The 14,460-nt window shown below is 37.4% G+C and carries 15 protein-coding genes and 1 pseudogene; 8 read left to right on the top strand and 8 right to left on the bottom strand.

The genetic code is table 11. The features are described from left to right. Window positions 1-101: 101 nt before the first annotated feature. Window positions 102-1,805: a sulfate adenylyltransferase gene (locus tag A9178_RS11590; RefSeq protein WP_068675459.1), complete on the bottom strand. Its 1,704-nt coding sequence runs from the start codon at window positions 1,803-1,805 to the stop codon at window positions 102-104. 135 nt (window positions 1,806-1,940) lie between these two features. Here A9178_RS11590 and A9178_RS11585 point away from each other — a divergent pair, with 135 nt between their 5' ends. Next, window positions 1,941-2,267 (top strand): hypothetical protein, encoded by a 327-nt coding sequence (locus tag A9178_RS11585; protein ID WP_068675457.1) that lies wholly within the window; start codon window positions 1,941-1,943, stop codon window positions 2,265-2,267. A 140-nt stretch (window positions 2,268-2,407) separates the two neighbouring features. On the opposite strand, the gene A9178_RS11580 is transcribed toward A9178_RS11585, so the two are convergent. Further along, window positions 2,408-2,950: an NADPH-dependent FMN reductase gene (locus tag A9178_RS11580; protein WP_068675455.1), complete on the bottom strand. Its 543-nt coding sequence runs from the start codon at window positions 2,948-2,950 to the stop codon at window positions 2,408-2,410. 109 nt (window positions 2,951-3,059) lie between these two features. Then, complete coding sequence (locus tag A9178_RS11575) at window positions 3,060-3,524, bottom strand: flavin reductase family protein (protein ID WP_068675453.1); 465 nt, start codon at window positions 3,522-3,524, stop codon at window positions 3,060-3,062. 234 nt (window positions 3,525-3,758) lie between these two features. Here A9178_RS11575 and A9178_RS11570 point away from each other — a divergent pair, with 234 nt between their 5' ends. The 7 genes from A9178_RS11570 (at window position 3,759) to A9178_RS11540 (ending at window position 9,988) form a co-directional block, all read left to right on the top strand. Beyond that, entirely contained in the window at window positions 3,759-4,910 is a 1,152-nt protein-coding gene (locus A9178_RS11570) for an acyl-CoA dehydrogenase family protein (protein WP_068675451.1), read from the top strand. Window positions 4,911-5,067: 157 nt separating this feature from the next. Further along, on the top strand, window positions 5,068-5,940 hold the full coding sequence (locus A9178_RS11565; protein WP_068675449.1) for a transporter substrate-binding domain-containing protein: 873 nt from the start codon (window positions 5,068-5,070) through the stop codon (window positions 5,938-5,940). 15 nt (window positions 5,941-5,955) lie between these two features. Continuing rightward, entirely contained in the window at window positions 5,956-6,663 is a 708-nt protein-coding gene (locus A9178_RS11560) for an amino acid ABC transporter permease (RefSeq protein WP_068675447.1), read from the top strand. A 12-nt stretch (window positions 6,664-6,675) separates the two neighbouring features. Beyond that, window positions 6,676-7,392 carry an amino acid ABC transporter permease gene (locus tag A9178_RS11555; protein WP_231889844.1) on the top strand — a complete coding sequence of 239 codons (717 nt, stop codon included), beginning with the start codon at window positions 6,676-6,678 and terminating at the stop codon, window positions 7,390-7,392. A 70-nt stretch (window positions 7,393-7,462) separates the two neighbouring features. Beyond that, the gene (locus tag A9178_RS11550) at window positions 7,463-8,218 is read left to right on the top strand and encodes an amino acid ABC transporter ATP-binding protein (protein WP_068675445.1); all 756 of its coding nucleotides are present in this window, start codon (window positions 7,463-7,465) and stop codon (window positions 8,216-8,218) included. Between the two features lie 130 nt (window positions 8,219-8,348). After that, window positions 8,349-8,777: a MarR family winged helix-turn-helix transcriptional regulator gene (locus A9178_RS11545; RefSeq protein ID WP_369801977.1), complete on the top strand. Its 429-nt coding sequence runs from the start codon at window positions 8,349-8,351 to the stop codon at window positions 8,775-8,777. 14 nt (window positions 8,778-8,791) lie between these two features. After that, window positions 8,792-9,988 carry an MFS transporter gene (locus A9178_RS11540; RefSeq protein WP_068675443.1) on the top strand — a complete coding sequence of 399 codons (1,197 nt, stop codon included), beginning with the start codon at window positions 8,792-8,794 and terminating at the stop codon, window positions 9,986-9,988. A 76-nt stretch (window positions 9,989-10,064) separates the two neighbouring features. On the opposite strand, the gene A9178_RS11535 is transcribed toward A9178_RS11540, so the two are convergent. The 5 genes and pseudogenes from A9178_RS11535 to dmpG all read right to left on the bottom strand — a co-directional run bounded on the left by A9178_RS11535 (window position 10,065) and on the right by dmpG (window position 14,391). Then, window positions 10,065-11,537, bottom strand: a complete 1,473-nt coding sequence (locus tag A9178_RS11535; RefSeq protein WP_068675441.1) for an aldehyde dehydrogenase — start codon at window positions 11,535-11,537, stop codon at window positions 10,065-10,067. A gap of 1 nt (window position 11,538) precedes the next feature. Then, complete coding sequence (locus A9178_RS11530; protein ID WP_068675439.1) at window positions 11,539-11,733, bottom strand: 2-hydroxymuconate tautomerase; 195 nt, start codon at window positions 11,731-11,733, stop codon at window positions 11,539-11,541. A gap of 25 nt (window positions 11,734-11,758) precedes the next feature. Next, window positions 11,759-12,550 (bottom strand): annotated as a pseudogene (locus A9178_RS11525) (2-keto-4-pentenoate hydratase). An 18-nt stretch (window positions 12,551-12,568) separates the two neighbouring features. Then, window positions 12,569-13,345 (bottom strand): 2-keto-4-pentenoate hydratase, encoded by a 777-nt coding sequence (locus A9178_RS11520; RefSeq protein WP_068675438.1) that lies wholly within the window; start codon window positions 13,343-13,345, stop codon window positions 12,569-12,571. 32 nt (window positions 13,346-13,377) lie between these two features. After that, the gene (gene dmpG / locus A9178_RS11515; RefSeq protein WP_068675436.1) at window positions 13,378-14,391 is read right to left on the bottom strand and encodes a 4-hydroxy-2-oxovalerate aldolase; all 1,014 of its coding nucleotides are present in this window, start codon (window positions 14,389-14,391) and stop codon (window positions 13,378-13,380) included. Window positions 14,392-14,460: the final 69 nt, after the last annotated feature.

The following is a 14,460-nucleotide window of genomic DNA, read 5'->3' as shown; positions in this document are numbered from 1 at the left end:
CCATGACAGATGGTAGGCCTTACAGCAGTAAAAGATGCTATCAACAAAAGATGCATAGTTTTGAGCAACTTGCCCCATAAACTATGCATTCATTCTATTCTCTATTTCTCATCACTACCACGATAACGCTTATACGGCAGCGGATTCCAAACCCGGTACTCTAAATCTTTTTCACGTAATGCAGCTGGAATATCATCAAAAATTTTCTGTGCTACTTCTAGTTCTTGCTGTGCTTCTCCCCTATCTTGATACATAAATTCATCTGATGCTTCCTCTGGTGCTTTATTGACCTTTTCTTCCAAATATTCCACAACCATTTCCTGTTGCTTATGGATAGACTCGCGAGCTTCTGAAACCCAATCATCTTGAGTGGAACGTAATGTATCGGTTACATAACTAAATTCATCAAAAATTCCTTTATACACTTGATCTGCATTGGAACGAACATCGCGAATCGCATTTTCCAAATCTTCAATCGTTAATTCTTCTACTTGAAGTGGATTTCTTCTCTTCGGCCCACCAATCCGTGATGATTCTAAATAATAAGGGAAAATGCTTTTAATTGTTTTTCCGACTGGATTAATCGCCTGATTGTTCTCGTCCACCCCTTTAGGTTGCACCCCTTGCATTGCAATTCGAGCTGATTCTGGACGAACGATCTCCTTTGGTGGAAGTACTCCATAACGCAGCAACTCCCTAATTCCAGTTCCAGAAATATTTATCCGATACTGTTTACCATGTGGACAAGTAAGATCGGTTGCCGGGTTATCACAACGGGTACAATAAAACACTTCATGGAACAATCGAATATCTATTCCTAATTCATCAGCAGTGAATTCATCAAAGATGGAATGACTCGCATATTTATCATAAAAATCACCAATACCAGCATGATCCCGACCAATTAGCGCATGCGTACATCCATAATTTTTCATGATTAACGCATGAAGTACCGCTTCACGGGGACCGGCGAAAATATACGTAACACGTAACGGGGCAAGCATGGTTCTCTCTTTTGGATAATAAGTATCTAATACACTACGATAGGATAACATACGAAACTCATGCCTTGTGTACTCACGTTTTGCCATTTCTACTAAAGGCTGAACAAATAAACCATCTAATTCTTCAAGTGCATTTCTATGAATATATTCATGGCCTCGATGCAGTGGATTTGCTCCAGTTATAAATCCACCGACTGAACGAAATTCTTTATCTTCATAAAACAATTTCCACGTATCTTTTGGTTCCATTCTAAGATTTTCAAATGGGCCCCAATGTACTCTTCTAAGTAATTGAATCGGCCCACCTAAAGCCGTATCTCCCATCCTTCTATAAATAGAATCAACACCCGGGTGGTTCCGATCTTTCGTACCGAATAGATGTGTAGCCCGAAAATCCCTGTCATAATGAAAAATATCATCTAATTTAAGAATGGCGACGGGTTCCTTTGTTTCATCTGCCAACGCTACTTCATCTCCAACGGATAACGTTTTGATTACTTCTTTATTCCGATCTCCAATTGGGGCAAAGCTTAAAGGAACTGGCCAAACAACCCCATTTTTTAAACGACCTTTTGTGAGGACTGAAATGTAATCCTCCTCAACCATGAATCCCTCGTTTGGAGATAAGACACCAGTTGCAATCATTTCTAATGTAATAACTGCCTCCAAGTCCACCATAATCATTGGCAGTTTCTGTGCTTTCTCCATAGCCTGCTCTTGTTCTTTCCCTATTAAAACACCATTTACTAATTTTCCACCATGAGGCTTTTGAGGAAAACTTGCAAAATTTATTTCAGACATTATATCCCCTCCCTACTATTTTGTATATTCAAACAAAAACTGTTATATTCTAAAAATGGGAGCTAATGGACAAGTTCTTAGTTTTATTTATTACTTAACAATTAAGATAGATTCGTCCTACTTTGGAGGTTTATAATGGTAGAAACAACTTCAGTAACAACATTGAAAGCATTAATTGAAAAGAAAACAAAGAAAAAAATAATGGTTAAAATGATGTGGAATGAAAATGAAAAATTAACGTTATTCATTACGCCAAATATGAAAATCAATTCATTTATTCATGATGAAAAAGAAGGTTACTCATTTTATGATTTAGAAGGGAAATTAATAAAGCGAGAAATTCCATGTATTCTATTGGAAAAGGCTATTATAGATGGAAAAGTACTGCTTGAGGATTTGAAAATTAATGGACAATCTTTATCTAAAGAAGATAAAAAGTATTTAGTAGAACATTTGGATTAAATAGCACTGCACAATATCGGAAAACTTGGCATTCACATGCAGGATAGGCGAATGCCAAATTTTCACTTATGCAAATCATCCTTACGATAGAGCGCGTAATCAGTGCCCTGGGAAGATTGTTCCGAACTTGATAGTTTCAATTATTTAAGTCTGACTAAATCAACGAACTTCTCAACAACACTATCTAAAAATGTTAATGTCGCTTCATCTAACTGGCCATTTTTATCTATTTTCTGTTGAACAAAATTAATAAGAACTTCATTTCCACCTGGTGAAAGAACTTTTGCCTGAATTCCAGGTGCAGATAAAATTTGGCGTAAATGTGCTTGGGCACGAAGCGTACCAATCATTCCCATGCTAGCCCCTAACGGCATGACCGGTTTCCCAATAAACACCCTTTCCCCACGAGAGGTCCAATCGAGAGCATTTTTTAAAACTCCTGGTACAGACCAATTATATTCTGGAGTTACAATAATAATCCCATCAGCAGCTAAAATTTCTTGTTTAAAGTCTTTCACGACGGGTGGCGGATCTAATTCTTCGTCTTGATCAAAATGAGGTAAAGAACGAATATCTGCAATCTTTATATTCATCTTATCTTTATAGCGTTTTTGCATCATTTTTGCGACTTGCATGTTGTAAGACTCTTTTCTAATACTCCCAACGAGTGCGACAATGTTCACTATTACATCCCCTACTTTTCCAATTATTGGTATATTTAATATCTACATGTATATCTAAATTATTTTTTTCTGTCAACTAAATTGATTAAAAATGATGGTTGACCGTTTATTACTTATCAGCTAAAGAATGATATTTCCCACCGTAGAAAATAAGCGGGGTCTTTTCTTCCACATGAATGTCAGTCACTTTTCCTATAAAGAGGATGTGATCCCCTTCTGCATGCTCTGCAACGACTTCACACGTTATTTGTGCTAAAGCCCCTGGTAAGACTGGTTTTTCGTCTAGATAGTCAAATTCTATTTGAAAATCATCTTTCAATTTTCCTGAAAAGACTCTTGAATATTCTTCTTGATCAGAAGCTAATATATTAACCGAGAATACTTTACTACTTTTAATTTTATTTAAAAAACGAGCATTCTCTCCAATTGAAATGGTTACTAATTTTGGATTTAAAGAAACGGACATAAAAGCGTTTACTGTCATTCCATGAACTTCCCCATTCACACCGGTTAAAACCACTGTAACCCCTGTTGCAAACTTCCCCATTGTATTTCGAAATTGATTGTCATCCATAAATAAATACCCCTCCACTTTCCTCTTGTTAATTACTTTTATTATATAAAAACATTTATAATATTCCCACTATACAAACCTATTGCATATATAGTATCATATCACATAACATACTATTCCGAGTTATAAACTATGGTTAATGATTAAAAAGTACTATTGAAGTTTTTAATTACTAATGCAATAATTCTTATTATTCTCATTAGATTTACTATATTACCATTGGAGGGAATACAAATGAATTTATTAGAACTAAATACAATGGAGGAACGGATTGAACTTTTAACAAAAACAGTAAAACCTTTTACCGAACGGGCTACAGGCCATGATAAAAACGGAACATTCCCTTTTGAAAACTTTAAGGAATTAAAAGCAATTGGATACCCCGCATTAGCTGTACCAGAGGAATATGGCGGATTAGGAATATCTCTTTACGAAATGCTTCGTTATCAAGAGGTGATTGGAAAAGCAGATGGATCAACTGCCCTTTCTATTGGATGGCATATGGGACTTATGAAACAACTTGGGGAAAAAAAGAACTGGAAAAAAGAAAAATACGAATCTGTTATTCGTGATGTCGTTAGAACAGGGGCATTACTGAATAGTGCAGCATCTGAACCAGCGACGGGAAGTCCTACCCGTGGAGGTAAACCAGAAACGTTTGCTAAAGAAGTAGATACCGGATGGATTATAAACGGAAGAAAAACGTTCACAACGCTATCCCCCATTCTTAGTTATTTTATTGTTAGTGCTTCTATAGACGGCACAGATAATGTTGGTAATTTCTTAATAAAACGTGATAGAAATGGAGTAAGTGTGGATGAAACATGGGATTCCATTGCAATGCGTGGAACTGGAAGCCATGATCTTGTATTAGAAGATGTTTATATAGAAAAAGACGATCTTGTTGAAATCATGACACCAGGTAAAAAAACTCCAGCCGGTTGGCTTTTACACATTCCTGCATGCTATTTAGGGATTGCACAAGCTGCACAAAAGGCAGCATTAGAATTTGCAACTACTTACTCACCAAACAGTATTAAAGGAACTATTTCAGAATTACCAAATGTCAAACAAAAACTAGGGGAAATAGAACTAGGTATATTGGAATCGAAGCATTTTCTATACTCGATTGCTAAGAAATGGGATCAAAGCAATGAAGAAACAAAATCAACAATGGGACCAGAACTTGGTGCAGTGAAGTTATCCGTAGTAAACAAGGCCGTGGACGTAGTCGATTTGGCTATGAGAATTGTAGGTGCGAGAAGTCTTTCAGAGAAAAGTAATCTTCAACTCTACTACCGTGATGTTCGAGCAGGGCTTCATAACCCACCAATGGATGATATGACCATCATGCAATTAGCAGGCAAATCTATTGCTGAGCTTTAGGGACGAAGGGACAGGTCCCTTGTCCCCAATCACATTAAAGACCAATATTGGGACGAGGGACCCGTCCCCACGGCCTAATCCTTACTAAAACGGTATTAATTATGTGATTAGTACAATTTTATTTATTAAATAAAAAGTGGATGAGGAGAATGAAAAGATGAAGAATAGGAAGTTTCTAAAAGGTATTTTAACAGGAATTGCTTTAATCACCTTCTTAACAGGCTGCGGTGGAACAGATACTGCATCTAGTGATGATTCGGACGGTTCAATGGATTCAGGTGTTAGAACAGTGAAAGTAGCATATGACCAGTCTTCCAAACCTATTTCTTGGTTGGATGATAATGGAAATCCTACTGGTTATGATGTGGAAGTTATGAAATTGGTTGATGAGCTGCTACCAGAGTATGAATTTGAATATATCGGCACAACTAGCGATGACCTATTAATCGGTGTTCAACAAGGAAAATATCACGTAGGAGTTAAAAATGCATTTTGGACAGAAGAAAGGACAAAAAACTTTATCTATCCTGAAGAATTTCTTGGTTTAAGCAGTATTGGTCTTGTGTTGAAGAAGGAAAATGAACATATCCAATCATTATCAGACTTTGCTTCCAATGGTATGACTTTAGCTCCTATTGCTGCTAATAATGCCCAGTACACTGTAATAGATGAATATAACCAAAAAAATCCAGACAATCCGGTTGATTTAGATGCAGGAGATCAATTCTCTGTTGATGTAGTGCAATGGGTGAATGAAGGGCGAGTTGATGGTGGAGTTATTATTGAAGGCCCCTATAAGAAACAAGTTATCGCCGAAGATGGCCCATACCATAATTTGGTAGAAGACGTTGTTTACAATGAGTTCGATGTCATTAAAACATGGCCATTGTTTAATTTAAATGAAGTAGATTTTGCAGCAGCATATGATGAAGCAATCAAACAACTTAAAGAAGAAAAGAAATTAAGTGAACTTAGTGAAGAATTTTATGGCAGAGACTTATTCGAAGTACTTGAATCTGTCGACAGATAAAACAGAGGTGCAAAAATGGAGAAATATTTTGATGCAGCATATATTTGGGAATCCATCCCAGCGCTCATTCCCTATTTAAAAGTAACCTTTATCATAGCAGGTCTCTCCGTCTTATTCGGAAGCTTGCTGGGATTAATTTTAGCAGTGATGAAACTAGGAAAAAATAAGATTGCCCAGAATATTGCCCATGGTTATACAACCGTTTTAAGATGTACCCCATCTATTGTTCTACTATTTTTAATCTATTACGGTGTTCCAGCAATTGCTATGAACTTTGGTATCAATCTTAACGATATGAGCTCAGCCTTTTTTGTTGTCATTACCTTTACCCTTCAATTTGGTGCGCTCATGTCGGAAGTCATTCGATCAGCCTATGAATCTATTGATAAGGGACAATATGAAGCAGCAGTTTCAGTAGGATTAAGCAATACTCAAGCATATTGGCGCATCATTTTCCCACAGGCTTTTGTAGTGGCCTTACCAAATTTCGGAAATAGCTTGTTGGAATTAATGAAGGAAGGAGCTCTCGCCTACACTATCGGACTTATTGACGTTATGGGTAAAGCAAATCTTATTATAGCAGGAAACTATAATTCACATGCATTGGAAATTTATATCGGACTCTCTATTATTTACTGGATCCTTTCCATTCTAATAGAACAGTTTTTCTTAAAACTAGAAAAGGTTTTTAGTAAAGGAAAGAAAAATCTGAACACAGTTTAAGGAGGTGACAGTGTGTCAAACGGATTAGATTTCGGGTTTCTAATAGATACCTTCTTCATAGCACTATCAGGGGTTCCTGTAGCCATGATTATTACCATTGTTTCTTTAGTTATTGCTTTGCCCCTTGGATTTTTATTAGCATTAACACGTATCAACAAAATGCCGATTTTAAATCAATTTTCCCGGGTTTACGTTTCATTTGTTAGAGGGACGCCTGTCATCGTTCAGATTTTTATCATTTATAATAGTGTTCCCCTTCTACTGGCGTCCATATTTGAAAAATATAATATACAAATGGACGTTTATGATGTTAACCCTATTTGGTATGCATTGATTGTGTTTTCATTAAATACAACAGCTACATTAATCGAGGTATTCCGCTCAGCAATAAATACCGTTAGTAAAGGACAACTTGAAGCCGCTTATTCAGTTGGACTAACCACTGTTCAGGCATTTACTAGAATTATCATTCCACAGACATTAGTTGTCGCGCTACCCAACCTATGTAATGCAACCGTGAATCTTATTAAAGCAACTTCTTTAGGATATGCCATGTCCCTACCAGAAATTACATTAAAAGCCCAAGTAGCAGCAAATGCTAGTTACAATTATATCGAAGCTTACATTGACATTTTTATTATCTACCTCATTATTTGTAGTTTAGTAGAATTTTTATTTAAACGAATGGAAAAACGATTAAGAAAATATAAAATTGCTCCTGCTGCGTAAAGTGAAACTTCAATCAGTGGGGGTCTTACAGCCAGTTAATGCGGGATAAATCTAATTTGGTGGTGAAAACATGTTAGAGATTCAAACAATAAAAAAATCATTCGGTAAAAACACAGTTTTAGATGGGGTAAATTTAAAGATTAAGAAAGGTGATGTCGTAGTCGTCCTTGGACCAAGTGGGTCTGGAAAAACTACCTTGCTACGATGCATCAACTTTTTGGAAAAAGCGGATGAAGGTAAAGCCATTTTTGGAGATATTCAAGTCGACCTTCATAAAGCATCTAAAAAACAAATTAGTACCATTAGAAAAAGAACTGCCTTTGTCTTTCAAAACTATAATCTTTTTAACAATAAAACAGCGTTAGAAAATGTAACAGAAGGACTAATTATAGGAAGAGGTATTCCTAAAGAAAAGGCTAATAAAATGGGTAAAGAGGCGTTGGATAAAGTTGGTCTATCCGAAAAATACAATGCGTATCCCAGTGAATTATCTGGCGGACAGCAGCAACGTGTTGGAATCGCACGTGCCGTTGTCTTAAACCCAGACATTATTCTTTTTGACGAGCCGACGTCAGCATTAGACCCAGAATTAGTTGGTGAAGTTTTAGAGGTGATGAAAACAATCGCTAAAGAGGGAACGACGATGTTGGTTGTTACCCATGAAATGTCTTTTGCGAAAGATGTAGCGAATAGAGTTATCTTTATGGATGGCGGTGTAGTAGTAGAAGAAGGAGCACCGAAAGAATTTTTTGAAAATCCGAAAGAAGAACGAACACAACGCTTTTTAAGAAGGGTTTTACCAGAGGATTATATCTATAACATTTAAATCGAATGATAACCCCCTCACAAATGTTTTATGGCAACATTTGTGAGGGGGATTTTATTTATCCCTAGACAACAATTTGTCCAATTTGCTACAATAAATAAGGTTAGCTTCGGTAACTAATTAAGAGGAGGTGGATACTCTGAAATCCGCACAAAGATTTTTTCATCAACTCATCTTGTTATATCGTCCTTTTGAAAATCAGCTGAATCTGTTGCTTAACGAACATCAACTTCATCGGGCCGGGTGGACTATTTTGTATTATTTATATAATAACGGCGAGGCAACAAATGTCGAAATCTCCCATTATCAAAGTGTAGAAAAACCTACTATAACAAGAGCAGTTAATCGCCTAGAGCAGTTAGGGTATATCGAACGTGTTCCCAGTAAAGATAAACGCGAAAAGCGAATGCAACTTACAGAACTTGGCGTAAATATTTATGAAGAAATACGTGTCACCATTGATCAATTTGAAGAAGAAATTTTAAAAGGAATTTCTGAGAAAGAACAATTGGAGGCCATTCAAATAATGGATGTAATTAGAAATAATATCTTGAAATAAGGAGTTAGGTTTCAGTGGATCGATCAGAATCAAAATTATGGGCGAAAGACTTTATCATTGTTTCAGCCGCAAACTTTTTCTTGTATTTGGTTTTTTATTTATTATTAGTAACCATGGCTGTCTATGCAGTCGATCAATTAAACGCGTCCGAAAGTCAAGCCGGACTAGTAACAGGTATTTTTATTATTGGAACATTAATTGGTCGACTTTTTCTCGGCCGTTTGATTACCACTATTGGTAATAAGAAAATGCTATATTTTGGACTTATCTTTTTTATACTCACTTCTCTCTTATATTTAATAGAATTCGGAATAACTTTCTTACTTTTAACCCGTTTTCTACATGGGATTGCACTTGGTATGGCCAGTACTGCAACAGGAACCATTGTAGCTGAAGTTATTCCAGCAGCACGAAAAGGTGAAGGAATAGGATATTACAGCATGAGCATCACACTTGCTACAGCAATCGGCCCCTTCTTTGGACTGTATATGGGGCAACATACAGGTTATCAGACAATTTTTGGTTTTTGTCTTGCATTAGGGATTATTAGTTTTATCATCGCACTCTTTGTAAAAATCCCCATCATAGAAAAGCATGAGGATGATAAGAAGCAAAAGCATGGGTTTAAGATTTCTAATTTTATTGAACCAAAGGCCTTACCAATTGGGTTAGTTGTTGTTATTCTATCCCTTGCCTATTCTAGTGTTTTATCATTTATTAATTTCTATGCAATTGAGATTGACTTGGTCGATGTGGCAAGTCTATTTTTTGTTGTCTATGCTGTCGCTATATTAGCATCACGACCTTTTACCGGAAGATTAATGGATAAAAGAGGCGCAAATTCGGTCATGTATCCAGCTTTTATTCTATTTGGGGCAGGATTACTGCTTTTAAGCGGAGTAGCAACAAGTATTCCCTTACTGTTAGCTGGCGCCTTAATGGGACTCGGATTTGGAAATATGCAGTCAACCACTCAAGCGATTTCCGTTAAGATGACCCCTCCTCACCGTGTGGGTCTAGCAACATCAACATACTACATCGCACTTGATGCGGGGCTTGGTTTTGGACCATATCTTCTAGGATTCATTATTCCATTAACTGGTTATCGCCATTTATATATGGTAATGGGAGTATTAGTTCTCGTAACTACCATTCTTTATTATTTTATGCATGGAAGAAAAGAGAGTTCTATTTTATTGCGCAATAACTAAGCAGTGGCAAGAGTAACTGTTGAAAATTAAAAAAGGACGGCTTTCCTTATTTATTTCAGAATAGCCGTCCTTCATTTCAATTCAATGCAATACAAATATTTTTCGCTTCGGTAAAAAAGGACATACTATGTTCGCCACCCTCTCTACCCATACCACTCTTCTTAAATCCGCCGAATGGTGCACGAAGGTCGCGTACGAACCAGCAATTAACCCATATCGTACCAGCACGAACACCATGTGAAATACGATGTGCTCTTTGTAGATTTTCTGTCCAAACAACACCGTTTAATCCATACTCTGTGTCATTTGCAATTTGAAGAGCTTCTTCTTCCGCGTCAAAAGGAATAATCGTTACAACTGGTCCAAAAATCTCTTCCTGACAAATACGCGCTTTTGGATTATCATGTACATAAATAGTAGGTTCCAGATAGAAGCCATTGTTTAAATGCTCTGGAAGGTCTGGGCGTTTTCCACCAGTAATTAGCTTGGCACCCTCTTCTTTCGCAATTTCAAGGTAGCTTGTTACCTTATTATAGTGAACTTCACTAACTAAAGGTCCCATATCTGTACCTTTTTCTTGTGGGTCTCCTACTTTTAGAGCTTGTGCAGCTTGTTTAAATTTCTCTAGGAATTCGTCTAAGATAGAACGTTGAACTAGAATTCTCGATCCAGCAAGACATACTTGACCTGAGTTAAAGAATGCTGCACGGATAGAACCTAGAACAGCTTTTTCAAGATCTGCATCTTCGAAAATAATGTTTGCTGCTTTTCCACCAAGTTCAAAAGATACTTTCTTCAGTGTATCCGCACCACTCTTTAAAATACGTTTACCAGTAGCAGTGGAACCAGTGAAGGAAACTAAATCTACTTCTGGATGAGTAGTTAATGCGTTACCTACCACGCCACCTTGACCCTGAACTACGTTTACCACACCATCAGGAATTCCTGCTTCTTTTGCAATTTCACCAAGTAGCGAAACAGATAAAGGTGTGTTTTCAGCCGGTTTAATAACAGCTGTGTTTCCTGCTGCTAGACATGGTCCAAGCTTCCAAGTGGTTAACATGAAAGGAACGTTCCAAGGCGTAATCAATGCAGCAACACCAACTGGCTCATATCTTGTATAGTTAATGTATTCTTCCCCCATTGGGTATGCTTCTGCCCCTTGTTTTTCAGCAAAATCTGCAAAAAATCGGATATTATTCGCTGCACGTGCAACTTCATGGCTAACGGTTGCTTCATATGGTTTACCAACGTCCATTGCATCGTAACGAGCAATTTCTTCTTTTCTTTCTAAAATAATGTCTGCCATTTTTCTAAGTTTGACAGCACGCTCTTCTACAGACATTTGTCTCCATGGGCCATTTTCAAATGCATCTCTTGCAACACGACAAGCACGATCTACATCGTCTTCCGTAGCCTCACTAACACGCGCAATAAGTTCTTGGTTAGCTGGGTTCATGACATCAAACGTATTATTATCACTTGATGGTACATATTCACCATTGATATATAGTCCAATTTCCTTTACTTCTGTTTTTACACTAGTCATTTTATTTTTCCCTCCGTTTCTTTACTGATTCACCAGCAATCCCCCAATGTTCGGGTTTTAATTCCGTAATCATTACCCGAACATTTTCTTCAGGTGCATCAAAGATTTCCGAAGCCAAATCTGTCACTTCACGTATGAAGCGCTCTTTTTTCTCTGGAGATCTTCCTTCCAAAATATTAACTTGGATAAACGGCATATTTTTTCCCCCTCTATTGACTATTTTATTCAGTAAAGACTGCAGTAACGGAACCAATTCCATCAAAACTAGCTGTAAATTGATCTCCCGGTTTAATTTCTAAAGCAGCTGATTAAGATCCGCTTAAAATCACCTCACCCGGTTTTAAACCCTTACCAACTTTATAAAGTTTATTGGCAAGCCAAGCAATCGCTCTTGCTGGATGTCCCATTACCGCAGCTCCAGCACCAGTTGCTGCAACCTCTCCATTTTGTCTATAAACAAATCCCATCAATTTTAAATCTAAGTTTTTCGGACTGAAGAAACGTTCCCCAATAATAAATTTTGATGAGGAGGAATTATCACTTACCGCATCTGCTAAAGTAAACTTAAATCCATAGAATCTACTGTCAATAATTTCGATAGCTGGTGCTACATATTCTGTTGCATCTAATACGTCTACAATAGAAACATGTGGGCCTTTTAATTCTTTATTTAAAACAAACGCAATTTCTGGCTCTGCCTTCGCGTGAATAAATGGAGCAATCGAAATGGCTTCTCCTTCATTTAATTGCATACTTTCAAGCAATACTCCATATGAGGGCTCGTGAACACCTATCATTTGTTGCTTTGCTTTACTCGTTAAACCCAATTTCCATCCGACCCGTTTTGTATTTTCTGCTTCCTCTTTCATTTCTACTAATCTATCTTGAATTTCATATGCTAATACCTCATCTAATTCAGGGTATTTATCAACAAATTTGTCCACCGCCGTTTTATTCTTTTCGGCATTAAATAATTCCTGTGCAATGACATCCACTACATCCGTTTTAATCATGGTCTCACCTCTCTCCTTCTATCGTTTAAATGTAACGCTTATCGCACCAATATGGTCAAATTCCGCTGTGAAAGTATCTTGATCCTCAATTTCTACCGCACTAGTTAATGCGCCAGATAATACGACTTCGCCAGCTTTAAGCGAAACATCGTACTTCCCTAAAGAGTTAGCTAACCAAGCCACTGAACGTAATGGATTCCCCAATACTGCAGCCCCTGCACCAGAATCTATCATTTCGCCATTTTTATAAGCAACCATTCCGATATGGGTTAGATCAACACCGTCTAATTTGGTCGGTTTTCCGCCGATAACAGCCCCTTTGGAAGATCCGTTATCTGCTACGGTGTCTTCAAAATTAATCTTCCAATCCTCTATTCTGCTATCTATAATTTCGATGGCTGGAGCAATATAATCTGTTGCTTCGATAACATCTATTACCGTCACATTCGGTCCTTTCAAATCTTTCTTCAATTTGAAAGCAATCTCAAACTCTACTTTTGGCTGAATGTAGTTCTCTAACGGAATAACCTCTCCTTCCACATACATCATATCAGCAAGTAAATGACCATAATCCGGTTGTTGAACACCAAACATATTTTGGATAGCCTTACTAGTAGCTCCAATTTTCTTACCAACAATGATAGCGCCCTCATCGACTTTACGACGAATTAATTCTAATTGGGTGTGATAAGCTTCATCTACAGTAATACCTGGATATGTTTCTGTTAAAGGTTGAATAACATTTTTCGTTTTTTCTGCTTCTAATAATCTTGTTGCTGCTTCTTGTATTGTCATGTATACCCCTCCTTTTTGTTTTTAATCTATTTTTATACTCCTAATTTTTTCTTCTCTGCTAGTTCAAGAGCTACATCCAAGATCCAGTCCTCTTGACCGGCTATAGCCTGGCGCTTGCCTAGTTCTTCCATAATTTCAGTAGGATTTAAATCAAATTTCTCTGCTGCATGTCTAACATGCATTAAGAAACTATTGTATACACCAGCATAGCCACTAGATAAATTATCCCGGTCGATAACAATCGGAACTGGCATGATTGGTGCTACTACCTCCTCAGATAAATCCATCAAACCTGTAAGATTAATACCTGTATCAAGTTCCATTTTATTTAATGTTGCTACAATTACTTCGGTTGGAGCGTTACCAGCACCAGCACCTAATGCTCTTACTGTGCCATCAATTTGATCTGCCCCAGCTTCAAGTGCAGCAACTGTATTACCAATGGCCAAACCTAAGTTATTATGAGCATGAAATCCAACTTCAATAGACAATGCGTCTTTCAGCGCGGAAACCCTATCCCTCACACCTTGAGGAACAAGCGCCCCTGCAGAGTCCACTACATACACACAATCCGCCCCATAAGATTCCATTAATTCCGCTTGACGGACAAGCACTTCAGCTGGTTGAGTGTGAGACATCATTAAAAATCCTACAGCTTCAATACCTAACTCTTTTGCCAAACGAATATATTGTTCTGTTACATCCGCTTCCGTACAATGAACAGCAACTCGTACCGCCTTGATTCCAATCTTCACCGCTTCTTTTAATTCTTCACTCGTACCAATTCCAGGAACAAATAGGGAAGCAATTTTTGCTTGTTTTGCTGTTTCAACAGCGACTTTGATAAGATCAAATTCAGGTGTTTTAGAAAATCCTTGTTGAATCGTAGAACCATTTAGTCCAGCGCCATGACTTACTTCTATCACCGGAACTCCAGCCTCATCTAAGCCACGTACAATATCTCTTACTTGATCTTCCGTAAAGCTATAACTAATCGCATGTGAACCGTCTCTTAATGTTGTATCCGTAAGTCTAGGAATCTTCACTTTCGTACCTCCTCTTTTTGTTAGAAAACTTGGTATTCGCATGCCCTTTGACGAATATCTTAGTTGCAC

It is taken from the genome of Oceanobacillus sp. Castelsardo, from assembly GCF_001659985.1.
In the GTDB taxonomy this organism is placed as follows: Bacteria; Bacillota; Bacilli; order Bacillales; family Amphibacillaceae; genus Oceanobacillus.
The sequence above is the reverse complement of the archived record's forward strand: the minus strand, read 5'-3'. Positions and strand labels throughout refer to the sequence as shown.